Source organism: Gracilimonas sp., assembly GCF_031581265.1.
Classification (GTDB): Bacteria; Bacteroidota; Rhodothermia; order Balneolales; family Balneolaceae; genus Gracilimonas.
Genome location: NZ_JAVLBQ010000036.1, coordinates 1 through 17100 on the forward strand (window position 1 = coordinate 1; position 17100 = coordinate 17100).

General features: G+C 39.7%; 13 protein-coding genes. 6 read left to right on the plus strand and 7 right to left on the minus strand.

Annotation, left to right across the window (positions count from 1 at the left end):
- Positions 1-388: 388 nt before the first annotated feature.
- Positions 389-997: a transposase gene (locus RI561_RS11565; RefSeq protein ID WP_395080402.1), complete on the plus strand. Its 609-nt coding sequence runs from the start codon at positions 389-391 to the stop codon at positions 995-997.
- A gap of 361 nt (positions 998-1358) precedes the next feature.
- On the opposite strand, the gene RI561_RS11570 is transcribed toward RI561_RS11565, so the two are convergent.
- Complete coding sequence (locus RI561_RS11570) at positions 1359-2249, minus strand: PIG-L family deacetylase (RefSeq protein WP_395080403.1); 891 nt, start codon at positions 2247-2249, stop codon at positions 1359-1361.
- Between the two features lie 237 nt (positions 2250-2486).
- On the opposite strand from RI561_RS11570, the gene RI561_RS11575 reads away from it, so the two are divergent.
- Positions 2487-4199, plus strand: coding sequence for a histidine kinase N-terminal 7TM domain-containing protein (locus tag RI561_RS11575; RefSeq protein WP_395080423.1), 1713 nt, complete (start codon positions 2487-2489; stop codon positions 4197-4199).
- A gap of 34 nt (positions 4200-4233) precedes the next feature.
- On the opposite strand, the gene RI561_RS11580 is transcribed toward RI561_RS11575, so the two are convergent.
- A complete protein-coding gene (locus RI561_RS11580) occupies positions 4234-4854 on the minus strand; it encodes an arylesterase (RefSeq protein ID WP_395080404.1) in 621 nt (206 codons plus the stop codon).
- A 171-nt stretch (positions 4855-5025) separates the two neighbouring features.
- Here RI561_RS11580 and RI561_RS11585 point away from each other — a divergent pair, with 171 nt between their 5' ends.
- Genes RI561_RS11585 through corA form a run of 4 tightly spaced genes read left to right on the plus strand, consistent with a single transcriptional unit; the run spans position 5026 to position 9452 of the window.
- Positions 5026-5745 (plus strand): ABC transporter ATP-binding protein, encoded by a 720-nt coding sequence (locus tag RI561_RS11585; RefSeq protein ID WP_395080405.1) that lies wholly within the window; start codon positions 5026-5028, stop codon positions 5743-5745.
- Positions 5742-8297 carry an ABC transporter permease gene (locus tag RI561_RS11590; RefSeq protein WP_395080406.1) on the plus strand — a complete coding sequence of 852 codons (2556 nt, stop codon included), beginning with the start codon at positions 5742-5744 and terminating at the stop codon, positions 8295-8297. Before RI561_RS11585 ends, RI561_RS11590 begins: the two co-directional genes overlap by 4 nt.
- Before the next feature lie 57 nt (positions 8298-8354).
- Positions 8355-8510, plus strand: coding sequence for a hypothetical protein (locus RI561_RS11595; RefSeq protein WP_395080407.1), 156 nt, complete (start codon positions 8355-8357; stop codon positions 8508-8510).
- Between the two features lie 24 nt (positions 8511-8534).
- On the plus strand, positions 8535-9452 hold the full coding sequence (corA, locus tag RI561_RS11600) for a magnesium/cobalt transporter CorA (RefSeq protein WP_395080424.1): 918 nt from the start codon (positions 8535-8537) through the stop codon (positions 9450-9452).
- 84 nt (positions 9453-9536) lie between these two features.
- Here the strand turns inward: corA and RI561_RS11605 are convergent, their stop codons facing one another.
- From RI561_RS11605 to RI561_RS11625, 5 genes are all read right to left on the minus strand, one after another.
- Entirely contained in the window at positions 9537-11069 is a 1533-nt protein-coding gene (locus tag RI561_RS11605) for an outer membrane protein transport protein (RefSeq protein ID WP_395080408.1), read from the minus strand.
- A 43-nt stretch (positions 11070-11112) separates the two neighbouring features.
- On the minus strand, positions 11113-12468 hold the full coding sequence (locus tag RI561_RS11610) for a hypothetical protein (protein ID WP_395080409.1): 1356 nt from the start codon (positions 12466-12468) through the stop codon (positions 11113-11115).
- Between the two features lie 86 nt (positions 12469-12554).
- Entirely contained in the window at positions 12555-13187 is a 633-nt protein-coding gene (locus RI561_RS11615; protein WP_395080410.1) for a response regulator, read from the minus strand.
- A gap of 12 nt (positions 13188-13199) precedes the next feature.
- Positions 13200-16076 (minus strand): two-component regulator propeller domain-containing protein, encoded by a 2877-nt coding sequence (locus tag RI561_RS11620; RefSeq protein WP_395080411.1) that lies wholly within the window; start codon positions 16074-16076, stop codon positions 13200-13202.
- A gap of 118 nt (positions 16077-16194) precedes the next feature.
- Complete coding sequence (locus RI561_RS11625) at positions 16195-17049, minus strand: RNA polymerase sigma factor RpoD/SigA (protein ID WP_020402403.1); 855 nt, start codon at positions 17047-17049, stop codon at positions 16195-16197.
- Between the last annotated feature and the right edge of the window lie 51 nt (positions 17050-17100).

Sequence of the window (17100 nt, forward strand, 5' to 3'; positions counted from 1 at the left end):
GCCCGTTGCAGGATTGAGGGTACGAGACAGTTCCAGCCGTCAGATCGTGACCCGGATTTTATCAACATCTCGGTCTGACGGCTCCCAGCCCGTCTGACCGTTTGGTGAATTCATACACTCCAGCCTTTCCAATCGATATCAATTCGAACCCCGAGCCTTCCTCATCGATCAGACGGCCCGTTGCAGGATTGAGGGTACGAGGCAGGTCCAGCCCGTCTGACCGTTTGGTGAATTCATACACTCCAGCCCTTCCAATCGATATCAATTCGAACTCCAAGCCTTCCTCATCGATCAGACGGCCCGTTGCAGGATTGAGGGTACGAGGCAGGTCCAGCCGTCAGATCGGGGATGGGGTGGTTTTTAAGTTTGCTGATAGTTATTCTTCAACATGGAATTTTATGCGGGGCATACCTATCACGTCTATAATCAAGGAAATAATAAGATTAATATTTTCTTTGAAGAGGAAAACTATTTGTACTTTTTAAGTAAGATGAAGTACCACCTTGCCCCACATGCTGAAATATTAGCGTGGTGTCTGATGCCCAATCATTTTCATTGGCTAATAAAAGTAAAGGAAGAATATGAAAATCCTGAAAGCTTAGATAAAAGCAATAAGAGAATTGGGGTACTTAACAGGAGCATTGGAACGCTTCAAAGCTCATATAGCCAAGCTATCAACAATAAATATAATCGAAGTGGGTCATTATTCAGAACGAGAACAAAAGCAAAGTCATTGAGTGAAGACAGGGACAAACGAAATTTTTACGGAGTGAATTGCTTCTTTTATATACACCAAAACCCACTGAAAGCAGGGTTAGTACAAAAAATGGAGGATTGGCCCTTTTCATCCTTTCGAGATTATGCAGGTATGCGGGGTGGAGATTTATGCAACAAAACATTGGCTACTGATCTTTTTCAACTCCCTGATGAACCGGAAAAATTTTATAACGTATCGCTCCAAACTATACCGGATTATGTAATTCAGAAATTATTTTAAGCCCCTCGGTCTGACGGCTTGCCGTCCGTCTGACCGTTTGGTGGATTTAAGCACCCTGGTCTTCCCTGTCGATATCTATTCAACCATTCGAACCTAATTCATCGATCAGACGGCTCGTTGCAGGATTTAGGAAAACGAGGCAGGTCCAGCCGTCAGATCAGGGACCTAAATTTTATCTACCTCACGGTCTGACGGCTCCCAGCCCGTCTGACCGTTTGGTGAATTCATACACTCCAGCCTTTCCAATCGATATCAATTCAAACTCCCAAGCCCTCCCATCGATCAGACGGCTCTTTGCAGGATTTGGGGGTACGAGGCAGGTCCAGCCGTCAGATCGGAGATGGGGTGGAATAAACCTGCTTTACGGCTCTATTACATTTACAGCCTCAAAAAACTCGGCCGTTTTTTCCAAGCCTTCTTCCCCATTAATCTCATTATACCAGTATTGCTCTACTACTTTCTCTCCTGTTTGCATAAGCAACTGCATGGTTCCCTGTGATTTGTGTTCTGCAATCACCCAGTTGGAGATGATATTATAATTGAGCCGATCATTGGCACCAAAAGTCTGGCTGCGATCAAATTCAAAAATTTCACCCTCCATAACTTTGGTATCGGGGTAACCTTCTAACTGTGTGAATGAAACACTGGGGTTATCACCACGGCGGATAAATCCTTGTAAAGCAATGGGTCTGTCTTCTTTTGGAAGTTCTTTCATAGCCCTCAATCCCAATACTGCTGAAGCTTTGTGATGGCCGTGAAACTCATCAAAGGGCAACATCAGGAATATAAAATCATATTCCCCTTCTTCCAGAATTTCTACCATACGCTCATGAACCCAATCATTGTTCCACTTATCAAGAGTTTCTTCTACGTCCTCTGTGTAGTAAAAGTCGGGCTGATCAAAGAAAAAGTAGTTGCGGATTCCCACGATTTCACCACCTGCCATCAATTCCTGCTTGCGGATTCCCGGCAAAAACTTCCGGCCTATTTCTTCCTTATCCAGCTCTTTGTTATAGATATAATTTCCTAAAGTTGAATAGGTATAGCCTCCTTCTCCATTGGTCAAAAGTGCAAGATCAACGGTTCCACCTAACAATTTTGTAGTCTTGAAAACAGTTGCAGAAAATAACGCATCATCATCAGGGTGAGCAGTCACTAACAATACTTTGGGTTCATAATTGAGTAATGAGTCTTGCCCAAAAGCGGATGCTGAAAAAAAGAATATTAAAAAAACAAGTAATTGTCGTTTCATAGAAATATTATCATTTAGATTTGAAGCTATCAAAAGGTAGGATTGATTTCGGAAATAGGAAAGGTTGTTGTAATAATTGAATATCTTCTACTTTTACATACGATAAAAGTACTTACATTGTAAATAATACTTAGTATTCTACTATTATTCTGTTCAATAATTTGACAATTTTATGGGAATAACCCTGAACATATATTCGATCGTCCTGTTTATTGTTGGTTCAATTTCGGGATTTATATAACATTTCTTTTTTTCCGATCTGGTAGGGCTATCAGATCTTTTTCTATGTTGATGCTTGGAATCACTATATGGTCGATTGCTTATGCATTTGAACTTGCTTCCACTTCTTTGGATGAAATGCTTTTCTGGATAGATATTGAATATATAGGCATAGCACTAATGCCTGGTTTTTGGTTATTATTTTGTATCCAATTCATTGGATACGAATCATACCTAAGCAGAAAAAAGATATTCCTCATTTTCTTACTTCCAGCCGTCACCCTTCTGTTGGTATGGACCAATGAATTTCACCGGCTGCATTACAGCTCTACATCTGTTGTTGAAACAGAGGGATTAAATCTACTTCGGCTTGAAACCGGCGTTTGGTATATCGTTCACACTATTATTTTCTATTCGTATCTGTTAGCAGGTATTGGCTTTTTACTAAAAAAATACGTTAGCACCAATCATCTTATCAAAAAACAAATAACTATGATCTTCGTGGCCGCTTCAGTTCCGTGGGTTGCCAATGTTACCTACCTTATCGGATATCGTCCTTTAGAATATATTGATACTACGCCCTATGCATTTGCCATATCGGGGATCTTTATATCAGCGGGTTTGGTCTGGTTTAGACTATTTGAAATTCTGCCGGTGGCCAGAGAAAAAATTATAGAACAAACAAAAGACGGTATTCTAATCCTTAACAATACATTTCAGATTTTGGATGCTAATGCGGCAGCCATTGATATTATTGAAAACAATTTTGACAAGTCTTTAATAGGGGAAATTGCTTCAGATGTATTCGCAGATCATAAAGAGGTTTTAAGGCTTTTCAAAGAATCAGACTATAAGAGTTGCGAGTGGAAAATAAACATAGAAGGTGATCAAAAATACTTTGAAATTAATCTGAACCATTTTCTCAATAGCCGCGGTGTGACCTCAGGGTATTTTATAGTCTTTAAGGATGTAACTAAAAACAAAAAGAACCAAGCCGAATTGATAGCAGCCCGGAAACAGGCTGAAACTGCAAGTAAAGCTAAATCAGAGTTTCTCTCGCATATGGGACACGAAATTCGTACTCCATTAGCGGGAATTATAGGATTTGTAGACTTAATGAAATCCGAAGATTTGAATGATGATATCAAGGAATATGTGTCCATTGTAGGCACTTCTGCAAGATCATTACTGAATATCGTCAATGAAATTCTTGATCTCACAAAAATTGAATCCGGAAGTTTAAAACTTATACCTGAATCCACCAATATCGAAAAACTCTGCAAAGAAGCTATGGATCTCTTTGCCTGGCAAGCAAGTGCAGATCCACTTAAAATGTATTACACTATAGCACCGGATGTTCCCGAGTCAATCCATGCCGATAAAACTAAACTGAGGCAGGTTCTCATCAATATTATAGGAAATGCAGTTAAGTTTACTGATGAGGGTGAAATTGCACTTACAGTGGAACGGTCTAACCATAACCCCCAACATATTCGGTTTTCCGTTTCAGATACAGGAATTGGGATTGCAAAAGAAGATCAGGAAAAAATATTTGAGTCGTTCACACAACTAAGAAATAAAATTGGTTCTAAAAAAAATGTAGTCGGAACCGGGTTGGGTCTCACCATTTCTAACAAACTCCTGAACCTGATGGACAGCAAACTACAGCTTGAAAGCAAATTGGGAGAAGGCAGTACTTTTTATTTTGAAATAGAAATTGAAGGATTGTAATCTCTTTAAATCATTCTGATACTATCTTTCGGGTCTATTTATCTAACATTGGTTCAAGTTTCTCCCACACCGTTTCAGCAATTACTTGATGGCCTTCTGGGGTTGGGTGAATGCCATCGCCCTGCATTAGATCTTCACTGCCACCAATTTTGTCCATAATCATAGGGATGAGTGGTAATTCATTTTCTTCAGCCAACTCAGGATACATGATTTCAAACTGCCGCGTGTATTCTTGGCCCAAATTAGGCGGGACTTGCATTCCGGCTAAAATGATCTGGACATCCGGATATTTGGTTTCCACTTTATTTATAAGCTGCTGTAGATTACTCTTTGTATCCGACAAATCAATCCCGCGTAATCCATCATTTCCTCCCAATTCCAGCACCATAACGTCAATTTCCCGCTGAAGAACCCATTCTATGCGCCGCAATCCACCGGCTGAAGTTTCTCCACTTAAGCCGGCATTTACTGCTTCGTAATTAAAGCCGGCCGAATCAATTTTTTGTTGGATAAGCGCCGGAAAAGCCTGACTTTTATCTACACCCAATCCGGCTGTAATACTATCCCCAAAAAAGAGAATAGTTTGAGTATCAGCATCTTGTGCCTGGGATGAGGTTAGAGTAAATAGGGAAACAATAATCAGAAATAATTTCATAACTAATATACTTATCGGCGGTTTAAGCGCTCCAACACAGAGCATACTTAGGTGATGACTTTCATCTAAAACATTCTTTCAACTTTAGCGTACATATTTCTCAAAATTTAAAGGAATGTTTATATAATAAACCGTTGTTTGTATCGGTATCATTCAAAACAAATTAAGAACGTGTCAAATATACTCGAAGTACATCAGCTTTACCGAAAATTTCAAAGCGGTGATAAAATCCTCACTGTTGTAGATAATATCAATTTCTCTATTCCAAAGGGTATTTCCTGTGCGGTCGTAGGTCCTTCCGGATCAGGTAAAACAACTCTGCTTGGTTTGTGCGCAGGATTAGATCGCCCTACTTCAGGAAGTATTTCACTAAACGGAATTCCACTGAACCCATTAAATGAAGATGAACGTGCTGAAGTGCGAAATAAGCACGTGGGTTTTGTATTCCAGACCTTTCAGCTTGTACCCACGCTCACTGCTTTAGAGAATGTGATGGTCCCATTGGAACTGCGGGGAGAGGGCACTAAAGAAGTTCGTGAACGGGCTGTTTCTTTGTTAGAAAGCGTTGGTCTTGGCGATCGCACCCATCACTACCCAACACAACTTTCGGGTGGAGAGCAGCAAAGAGTAGCCATTGCACGAGCTTTCATCAACCAACCGAAGATATTATTTGCCGATGAGCCTACCGGTAACCTCGATACCGAAACCGGTGAGTACATTGAAAAACTAATATTTGATCTTAATGAAGAACAGGGTACAACCCTCGTTTTAGTAACCCACGATCTCGAACTTGCCAAAAAATGTGATCGCATCATCAAGCTAAAGAACGGACAAGTTTTTGAGGATTCTCTATCTGAACCTCAAACTGAAAAAGTAACGGAATCTGTATGAGCAAGCAAACCAATTCGTGGCTATGGACGTTTAAAATGGCCTGGCGGGATTCCCGATCTAATCGTTCGAAGTTATTTTTATTTATGGCTGCGATTATCGTGGGTGTTGCAGCTCAGGTGGCCATTACATCCTTCCGGGCCAACCTAAATGAAAGTATTCAAAGTCAGGCTAAGGAGCTTCTCGGAGCCGATCTTGAAGTAGAACGCAATGCTCCGTTTCAGGAAGAATTACAAGCAGTTTTAGATTCACTGGGAGGAGAAGTTTCTACGGCTCTGGAATTTAATTCCATGGCCTTATTTCCTAAAAACGGGAACACCCGGCTTTCACAAATATCAGCTATCGAAGGCGGATTCCCTTTCTATGGTGATCTTGTTACCGAACCGGCGTCAGCTGCCCAATCATTTCAACAAAAAGGCACCGCGCTGGTTGATGAACCGATCATGCGCTTATTTGAACTCCAACCGGGCGATTCTGTCAAAATCGGACAAATTACCTATGAGATTGGCGGAACCCTTATTGAAATTCCCGGTCAACCTGTAGCTGCTTCGTTTTTCGGACCCAGAATTTTCATTCCAAAACAAAATGTAGAAGAAACCGGCTTATTGCAGCGGGGAAGCCGACTGGAGTATGTCTCGTGGCATAAATTCCCGGAAGGCACGGACATGCAATATGTAGATGACCGCCTCGATCAACTGGAGGATGAGCAAGGATTACGCTTTGGGTATGATACGGTAGAAGAACGTGAGGAGGAGGTTGGTGAGGCTATACTCTATCTCTCTAATTTCCTAAACCTGATCGGATTTATCGCCTTGTTGTTAGGAGGAATTGGAGTAGCCAGTTCTATCTTTGTCTACATCCGCCAAAAAATAAATACCGTAGCTGTTTTACGATGTGTAGGGGTTTCTTCTAATCAGGCCCTGATGATTTACCTTATTCAGGCAGCAGCCATGGGACTAACCGGCTCAGTACTGGGGGCAATATTGGGTTCGTCCATTCAATTGTATTTACCCGTATTGGTTCAAGATTTTCTCCCTGTTGATATCGAATTATTCATTTCATGGTCCTCCATAGCAATCGGAATTGGAACCGGGTTGGCTATTTCAATTTTATTTGCCTTATTCCCGTTATTAGCGGTTAGAAAAATCTCTCCCTTATATTCATTACGAAGCATCAACATCAACTTGGTAGATTTGTTAGCTTCAAACACCAAGATCATCCTAACTTCTGTTTTACTTATTTTTGTAACCGGCTATGCCTGGCTGATGATTGGGGAATTTCTTCCAGCACTTTGGTTTACCCTGGGATTGGTAGTGTGCCTTGGCTTGCTCACCGGTTTCGCTAAACTCATAATGAAAGGCTCCCGGAAATTTTTGCGCGCCGGATTTTCCTATGAATTGAGACAAGGCCTCGCAAACCTGTATCGCCCAAATAACCAAACGACTACCCTACTGCTCACTTTTGGTTTAGGTGTTACCATGATTAGTTCTCTCTATCTCACCCAAGACATGCTCCTTGATCAAATAGATTTCGGGAATCAGCGTGACCTTCCAAATTTAGCTTTGTATGATATTCAGTTTGATCAAAATGATGGGGTAAATGAAATAATCTCTTCAAACGGACATGAGATCCTTCAAAATGTCCCTATTGTAACTATGCGCATTCAATCCATCAATGGAATGAACGCTGAAGAACTCAGAGCTGATACAACAATGGACGTCAGCGGCTGGGCCTTGAACCGAGAATACCGCTCTACCTACCGCGATAGTTTGCTTGAATCTGAAGAATTGGTTTCCGGTGAGTGGATTGGTCAGGCAGAGGGATTCGATGAAATAGTCCCCATTTCCGTTGAGCACGACCAAATGGATAATCTCGATGCCACCTTAGGCGACACCTTGACCTGGGATGTTCAGGGAATTCCAATTCAAACCTATATTGCAAGCACACGCCGAGTAACATGGGACCAACCTTCTCCCAATTTCTTTGTGGTATTTCCTTCCGGAGTACTTGAAAATGCTCCACAATTCTTTGCAACTACCATAAACACTGAAAACAGAGAAGCCTCCCTCCGTCTTCAACAGGAATTGGTTCAGGAATATCCTAACGTTTCTGCTATTGATGTTGGATTGGTAGTCCAAACCGTGCGTAACTTCCTGGATAAAGTCACTTTTGTGATTCAGTTTATCGGCCTGTTTAGTATTATCACCGGACTCATTGTACTTGCAGGTTCAGCTGCTACTTCACGCTACCAGCGGATTCGTGAGGCGGTATTACTTCGAACACTTGGTGCGGCTAAAAAACAAGTCATCAAAATTCAGGTTATTGAATATGCCTTATTAGGTATAATGGCTTCTATTACAGGACTAATACTCTCGGTGGGCGCCAGTATACTCATAGGTAACTTTTATTTTGATATCGACTTCATTCCTAATTTCTACATCATAGGAATTGAAATTCTGATTTTGACAACACTCGTTTTATTAATTGGTTTGTTAAATACAAGAGGTGTCCACAACAAACCACCTTTGGAGGTTTTACGCGCTGAAGTTGCATAAATTTTTTGGGGAAATGATTTTTCTGTCTTACCCTTATATAAAAATAAGAGCTGGACTATGAAACGAATTACCAAAAGAATACCGAAACCATCTTTCCTCATTAATAAGCGCCGATCCAAAAATCCCGGCGAGGCGCCCGGGACGTTAAAATATACGGGGGAGCAACGCCTCGATGAGGTTAAAATAGCACTCTTTGATTATGATGAAAAGTAGTTAAGCGAACACGAAATTGAGAAAATCGACGCCAGTAAACCTTACCTCGAATCTCCTTCCAAAACCTGGATCAATGTAAAAGGCCTTCACGATATTGAAAAATTGAAAGAGATATGGACTTATTTCGAGCTCCATCCTTTAATTCAAGAGGATATCCTTAATACACAACAGCGTGCTAAAATCGAGGAATATCCGAAGCATATGTTCTTTGTTTTGAGGATGATTGCAGTGGATGATAAAACTTCTGATTTACATGTGGAACAGGTCAGTATTACACTCTCTGAGAATTCAGTGTTATCGTTTCAAGAAGGTGATTTCCCAATATTTGATCCCGTTTTACACCGTCTCCGGAATGGGGCTCCCCGCCTGCGGAGTAACGGCACCGACTACTTAGCGTACGCACTTATTGATACTATTGTAGATTATTACTTCAAGGTATTAGAGCATTTTGGGGAAGAAATTGAGACATTAGAAGACAAAATTTTGAGCGATTATGACGAATCGATCCCTGAGCAAATTCATGGTTTACGCAGGAGTCTAATATTCTTTAGAAAATCAATTTGGCCCCTTAGAGATAGTTTAAATTCTCTTTTAAGAGATCAATCTCATCTCATTCAAGAAGAAAATAAGGTCTATTACCGAGATGTTTATGACCACCTTATTCAAATTATTGATGGCATCGAGAATTACAGGGATATGGTTATTGGGTTGTTAGATATGCATATGTCTCAAGTCAGTAATAAAATGAATGAGGTGATGAAAGTATTGACCATTATTGCTACCATTTTTATTCCATTAACATTTATTGCAGGCGTTTATGGAATGAACTTTGAGTATATGCCTGAACTTAGCTGGAAATGGGCTTATCCAACTGTTTGGGGAATAATGATTTTAACACTTATTGGGATGATTATTTATTTTAGGCGAAAGAATTGGTTTTAGCATTCATAAAAAAAAGACCTCGATCAAGAGGTCTTTTTTAACTAACTACGGAGTGTTATCGGGTGTTTAACAGCTACTTAAATCTTAGAATAAAATTCTGAGTCCCGCTAATACTCTTATGTTTGAAATTTCATGGTCTATTGTTTCTGATGCATTTTGTCCTGTTTCAAAATCAGTGTAGAAATATGCTACAGAACGGTCACTCCAGGATAGATATTGCCCGGTAACATCTAATATTATGTTATTGGTAATATTTGCGCTAAAGCCTGCTGAATATACGTCACGGTCAGCTTCATAAACCTTGCTCTTGCCTTCAAAAAATGCATATCCGCTTTTTAGTTTTAACAGATCATTAACAGTATAGCTCAAACCGGCTTTGTAATTAAACACCGATTTATAATTATCCGACATAAAAGCATCTAATTCATCCTGTTGATCTCGAATAACTACTTCATCATCAAAATTAAAATCATTTCCACTAATCAGATCCAAACTCAAATTCGAGTAGTTTATAAACTGACCTGAAAAGGATAAATCAAAACCCTGTAAATCTTTGGCAGTAATTCCGATATTAAGTTGCCCCGGTTTTTTTACTCGGTATTCATACTTTTCTTGACTTGTTAAATCAGACTCAAAAGGGGTAGAACCATCATCCAATTCCGTTTTTATGGAGGAGTAATATTCTTCCTTTATAACCATGGTTGAAGGAATTTTATAGCTGACACCAAGATTTATACGTTCGTTCAATTCATAGATAAGTCCCGTACTTATGTTGTAACCCACAATATCGGCATCAATTTCATCGTGCGTTAAAATATTATCAATATCGGTAAACTCCCCTTCTACATCCGATGGTATGAATTCATAGTTGTAATCATTTCTGTCATCTACTTCTAAAAAGTCTCGGCGGTACGTATATTCCCCGACGGTGATTCCTGCAGAAATACCTACAAATAAATTAGGCTGAAATTCAGTTCCGAAAAAAACAGAATATTCTCCAATGTTTGTGCTGTATGAGACATCAGCCTCCTGTGTAATACCCGGAAAGTCATCAAACCCTATTCTAAAAATCGATTCAAGGTAGGTAGAGTCAACATCTCCCCAATCAATAGCGTAAGTGTTGAAAGCAAGATCATAGTAGTCACTTGAGGGATCTTTAAAAGCATCAGTGATCGTACTTTGGTCATTCCTGGCACTTAGTATGGTATTTTGTGAATCATCAATTAGATTATTATATCCTCCACCTATAACAAAACTCCCCTGTTTGGTAGGAAGATTGTACACAAAACCGATATTCCCAAGACTTCTTTCACTTTCTTCAGTAGAAACTGAATTACCCAAATATATACTTTCATATTCTCTGGTGTTGTTCTTCAATCCAAAGCTAAAATAACTCTCACTTATTAATGCTACTGAAGCAGGGTTATCCAAATAACTTCCATATCCGTTTTCGGTAGCTACCGTGGGGAAAAACCCCGTCGCTGCGTCAGAATTGTATCCTGCCTTTCCAAACTGAAGAGCAAGATTAGAATAAGTAACTGGGCTATTCCCATCTTGTGCATAAACGGTGTTTAGTGAAAACAGCAGGGGTAATAAGAGTATTAAAATCCTCTTCATAAGTAATTTGTTAATAGTTTTTTAGGATATTTATAGACGCAGTTTAGTTATTTCCGCCTCTACTTCTTTTTGAGCTTGAAGAGCTACTTGATTTAGAAGAAGACCTTGACCGGCTTGATGAAGAACTGCTTCTCACCTTTGATCTTGATGAACTACTGCCAATTTTAGATTGGGAGCTGCTTGAATTAGAAGACTTGAAATTGCTCCTGCTACCGCTAAAGCTCGAACTTGATGCTGAGTTTATAATAGAACGAAATATTCCATGTGTCTTCCTAACATTAAATTTACTTCTTTCAGGGGCTGTATAATTTTTCACATTTATTCTTCGAGAAGGAATAGTATATGTAGTTCCAGAACTTACTGATCCAATATCATATACTCGGTAACTACTTAAATTTCCAGATCCACGAGATCTTGAATTACCACTGTCTCCACCACCGGAGCGACTTTTGCCAACTGAAGATCCACTCCCCCTGCTTCTGCTACTTGATCCAGAGCTTGATTTTCCAACTGATGAAGAACTTCCTCTTGAGCGACTACGGTTCACACTACCGGACGAACCCTTACCTACTGATCTTCCGGACCCTCTGACTCTGGTTGAATTTCCGGTACTTCTGTTTCTATTTAAAACAGAATTCGAGCCTCTTGACCAAACTCGTGTATTTGGATTGTAGTTTGATCTTGATCTGTTATCACTTCTGTAATTTACCAAACCACTGCTTCGGGGACCTTTTCGGTATAAATCAACGCTTCTGCTGTATTTTTTAGACTTATAATAATTGTTATAGACATAGAAATTATTGAAATAGGAATGTCCGTAATATGGATTCCACCCGTAGTGATAACCATATCTTGAATAAAATGGGTATCCATAATTAGGGTAGTAAAAAGCATCAAAAGCATACCATGGTCCTCCGAAATGAACACCTATTCCCCATCCTGACCAAGCTCCTCTACCTCCATAATAATTGTTATGGTATTGATACCACCAGCTGTTATTAGCCCACGGACTGTATCCAAACATATAGCTGTCGTGGAAACCTTCTCTATACCCTTTTTGAAACCCGTCCTCAAAACCTTCGTCGTAGCCATACCAATAGTAATTGTCAGCGTAATGCTCCTTGTACCACTGCTCTACCTCATAATCCTTGTAATAGATACCGGCCTCTTCAAGAGCATATTGCTCGTCAAGATATTCTTCTTCATTTTGATAGTAAGCACTTGAAGAACGATTGCTCTGAGATTCCTCCTCAAATTTATCCCAAGCAGAATATTCTGAGTAAGGGTCGTCTTTAATAGGAAACCTCTCATAGGTTTGAAATTGAGTGTAGCAACCAGTCAAAAATAAGGGAGCTATCAGTAGTATTAGCAGACGGTTTATAAGGCTTGAACTTTTCATGACAACACTTTTTATGTGCTTCGGTTTTATTTCACTATTAATATCAAACATCTCGCCCATATATTGTATCACATGATAATGTTAAGTTAAATTTCTCCGCGTAGTGATTTAGCAATCACCTCGGCTTTTGAATTAACGTGAAGTTTCTTGTAAATGTTTCTGATGTGAGCCCGGACGGTATCTATGGATATATCATATCTGTCGGCAATTAGTTTATAGCTTAGGCCATCAACCAAGCCATTTACGATGTCTTGCTCCCTGTTGGTTAGCATGCTGTCTTTATTTTTTTTAGGAGCTTCTTCATTGAAATGTGAAATTACTTTGCGTGCTATTTGTGGAGACATCGGGGCTCCACCTTTCAACAGATTATCAATAGATTTTTTTATTTCGGGTAGTGAAGTATGTTTTAACAGATATCCTGAAGCTCCTGCTTTTAATGAGTCAAAAATTTTGTGTGAATCGTGATAAACGGTGAGCATAATAATTTCGATTTCAGGATACTTTGATTTAATTACCTCCATCCCTTTAATACCAGACATGCCGGGTAGTTGAATATCCATAAGTACAACTTCTGGCCTCCTGTGTTCTTCCAGGTATTCCAGCATCTCTTCAACGGAATCCACCCCAACAGGACATTCCATATCGTCCTGCATATCCAGATAACGTTGTATTAAGTCTCTGATTTTTTTGTTGTCTTCTACAATTCCTACTACAGCCATAATTCAACTTCCTTAGTTTGTATTCAATTTACCCTTTACCCTGATTGAAAATCCGTTGTCTATTTCAATGCTAAGATCTGCACCAATTCTATTCGCTCGCATATCCATGTTACGCAATCCTTGTCCGGTCTTTTTAGTTCCTCTCCCGGTAGTTCCATTATCCTTTATAAATAATTCAAAATCCCCATTTTGGTTTTCAAGTTTTATGATCACTTCATCTCCATTTGAATATTTTGAAATATTATTAACTGCCTCTTTGAATATGAGATATACGTTTTCTTTTACAGGAACCGGCAACTTATTATTCATATCCAGATTATCGAAATCATAATGAACATTCATGTTCTTGGGTTCAAGGGTATGAAGCACATAATCTTGCATTCTATCAGTCAAATCACCGAGAGTATCATTTCGGGCATCAATAGACCAAACAATGTCATCCAGGCTGGATACAATTTTACGAGATTGAGTCCCAATCTGCTCCAGTGTTTTCTTTAATTCAGGATCTGCATCGGTGGCCTGAAGAAAATCTGACTGCAGAGCTATTTCAGTAAGACTTGCCCCAACATCATCGTGAAGGTCACTGGCTATTCTTACCCTCATGCGCTCAATATCAATCATCTTTCGGGCACGGTAGTAATTATAAAATAAATAAATGATACCGATAACGATTCCTGAAATGATGAACCAAAACCACCACTGCATCCAAAAAGGAGCTAAAATCTGAAAGTTTACCGTTTCCAGTTCTTCGCTCCAGGTTCCATTTATATTTCGGGCATGCACTCTAAACGAATATTCACCCGGAGGCAGTGACGGATATTTTACTGATCTGGCATTTGTTTGCTGCCAGTCAGGGTCAATTCCACTTAGCCTATATTCATATAAAACTTGATTTGGAGCGGTAAAGTTAATTCCTGCATATTCTATTTCAAGATAATTTTCATCATGTGAAAGGGTAAAGAAATTGCTTGGTTTATATTCTCTTCCCGAAGCATTAACTCTTGTAATATGAACTTTTGGTGGGACCTGATTCCCTTTGTATGCTTTCGGGTTAAAACGACTAAAGCCTTCTACCGTTCCAAACCACAAGTGCCCGTTACTGTCTTCATAGACAGCTCCCAAGTTTAATTCATTCGCTATCAATCCTTGTTCCTGATTTAAGATCTGAAATGCCTGCTTCCGCTCCCTTTCGCTGGTGTCAAAATACATGTCGGAATTAAATCTAACCACTCCATTTGTAGTGCCAATCCAGTAAAACCCATTTTCGGTTTGATGGATAAAATAGCACACATCATCGGGAAGTCCGTTATTGGTAGTGATACTCTGAAATTTTAAGCCGTCAAACCAAGCCAATCCCCCAAAAGTTGCAGCCCATATGGTCCCCTCATCATCCTTTAGTAAGTTCATTACTGCGTTATTGGGTAACCCTTCTTGAATGGCAAAACTTTGGAATTCTCTTTCCTTATAGCGTGTCACTCCTCCATAAGTAGCAATCCAAATGGAGCCATCATCCCCTTCAACCGTTTTCAGCACCCTATTACTTGCTAAACCTTCTCCATCTGTAATTTGCTCAAACTTATCGTTTTTATAGCGCACAACACCGTCGTCATAGGTACTAATCCAAAAGGCTCCATCTGATGTCTCCATAACATCGCGGACTTTCCTGAATGGAAATTCTTCATCTGAAAATACTTTTAAAGTCCCGGCCTCAATTCTCGCTAAACCCTCTCTCATTCCTATCCACATTCGTTTATCAGAATCAGTAAAGAGAGTATAAATTTGGTCATCCGGTAATAGCTCGTTGTACCCAAAACCTTGAAACTGTCCATTATTAAGTGCTGTCAGCCCTCCCCCATACATACCGATCCAAACCTGGCCAGATTCATCTTCAGTGAACGTAGTAACTAAATTATTTGGAAGCCCCATGTCCGTATTATAATTAGCAAAATAATCCCCTATAAATAGATTAGCTCCTCCACCAAATGACCCCAACCAGATATTACCTTCCACATCAATAAATGAAGAATAAATGATATTATTGGAAAGTCCGGATTCTACCGTGTAGTTCTTAAAACTTGATCCATTAAAAAAGCTAACTCCATTTTCAGTTCCAATCCATAAATTTTTATCGTCAGTTAGGGTAATGGTACGGATAAGATTATTAACCAGTCCATCATTGGTATTATGAACTTCAAACTCTTCCCCATTATATCGTACTAACCCATTGCGGCTGCCGATCCAAATATTGCCATTATCATCAGCCTGAATATCACGTATTCTATTGGCCGGTAAACCATCTTCCACGGTAAAATTTCTAAAATTTCCGCCGCTCAAAAAGGTTACACCATTGCGTGTGGCAAACCATAAATCACCCGAACTGCTTTCAGTAATAGCTCTGATCTGATTATTTCCCAGCCCATTACTGGTAGTATATTGTGCTATCATTTGGTTATCAGAAAAATGCCAAATCCCGTTACCGTCCGTTCCAAACCACATGTCCCCGGAATCATCTTTATAAATACTTATAACAGTGTAGTTGGTTAAGGGGGCATATAAAGGATCAGAATAAATACTATCCCCATGCATGTAATTAACTCCGGCTTCTGTCCCAACCCAAATTCGATTTTCATCGTCTACAAAAAGAGATCTTGTGCGACTGCTGTTCAACCCTTGCTGCTCGAAATAATTCTCAAACCGTATTCCATCAAATCTGTTCAGCCCAAAACCTGTTGCCATCCAAATATATCCGTCTTTGTCTTGAGCAATATCATACACCACAGATTCACTTAATCCCTGTTCAATCGAAAACGTGCGGAAAGGATATAGCTGAGCATAAGAGATGCTCTGAAACGCAATTAATAAGATCAGTATGAGAATTATTTTTTTCATTATTGTAAATGTAACGCAAAGTTTGGGCTATTAGTAGCTATAAAATTGAATTCATAAAAAAAGCCTTGCACAAATAATTGCACAAGGCCTCTTTCTCACGATTATGATCTTCTATCTTTTAACCAAGATATGCTCTTAAGGCAGCACTTCGATTATGGTGTCGTAATTTTCTGAGTGCTTTTTCTTTAATCTGTCGAACTCGCTCACGAGTAAGGTCAAAACGTTCTCCAATTTCTTCCAGTGTTAAAGAATGCTCTCGTCCAATTCCGAAATAAAGTCGGATAACTTCAGCTTCACGAGTTGTCAATTTTGAAAGGGCCCTTTCAATTTCCACTTTCAGAGACTCCCCCATCAAATCAAAATCGGGATTTGGAATCTCTTCGTTTTCTAAAACATCTAACAGACGATTGTCTTCGCCTTGTGCAAAAGGGGCATCCATAGAAAGATGACGGCCAGAAATTTTCAGGGTATCGGCAACCTCGCCTACACTCATTTCCAAACTCTCGGCCAACTCATGAGCCGAAGGAACTCGCTCATATTCCTGCTCTAACTTAGAAAGCTCTTTTCCAATTTTGTTGAGTGCTCCAACACGGTTTAAAGGAAGGCGAACAATACGAGATTGCTCTGCGAGTGCCTGAAGAATTGATTGACGAATCCACCAAACTGCATATGATATAAATTTAAATCCACGGGTTTCATCAAAACGTTTAGCGGCTTTAATCAATCCAAGGTTTCCTTCATTGATCAAATCACCAAGTGAAAGACCCTGATTTTGATATTGCTTTGCTACCGAAACAACAAAACGAAGGTTTGCCTTCGTCAAATCCTCAAGTGCTCTTTGGCTCCCCTTTTGAATTTCTTTAGCCAACCGAACTTCATCATCCGGGGTAATAAGTTTCTCTTTTCCAATTTCGTGCAGATAGCGATCTAATGACTCGGACTCGCGAGTAGAAATTCCAGAACTTTTTGCCACTGTCTATAATCTTTTTATGAATGTTTGCATACGCGATGGCGCAGAATTTTA

Excerpts from the sequence above, each read along its gene's own strand:
- RI561_RS11605 (WP_395080408.1), bottom strand. The coding sequence starts at position 11,069 with ATGAAGAGGATTTTAATACTCTTATTACCCCTGCTGTTTTCACTAAAC.
- RI561_RS11610 (WP_395080409.1), bottom strand. The coding sequence starts at position 12,468 with ATGAAAAGTTCAAGCCTTATAAACCGTCTGCTAATACTACTGATAGCT.
- RI561_RS11580 (WP_395080404.1), bottom strand. The coding sequence starts at position 4,854 with ATGAAATTATTTCTGATTATTGTTTCCCTATTTACTCTAACCTCATCC.
- RI561_RS11565 (WP_395080402.1), top strand. The coding sequence starts at position 389 with ATGGAATTTTATGCGGGGCATACCTATCACGTCTATAATCAAGGAAAT.
- RI561_RS11590 (WP_395080406.1), top strand. The coding sequence starts at position 5,742 with ATGAGCAAGCAAACCAATTCGTGGCTATGGACGTTTAAAATGGCCTGG.
- RI561_RS11615 (WP_395080410.1), bottom strand. The coding sequence starts at position 13,187 with ATGGCTGTAGTAGGAATTGTAGAAGACAACAAAAAAATCAGAGACTTA.
- RI561_RS11595 (WP_395080407.1), top strand. The coding sequence starts at position 8,355 with ATGAAACGAATTACCAAAAGAATACCGAAACCATCTTTCCTCATTAAT.
- RI561_RS11570 (WP_395080403.1), bottom strand. The coding sequence starts at position 2,249 with ATGAAACGACAATTACTTGTTTTTTTAATATTCTTTTTTTCAGCATCC.
- RI561_RS11620 (WP_395080411.1), bottom strand. The coding sequence starts at position 16,076 with ATGAAAAAAATAATTCTCATACTGATCTTATTAATTGCGTTTCAGAGC.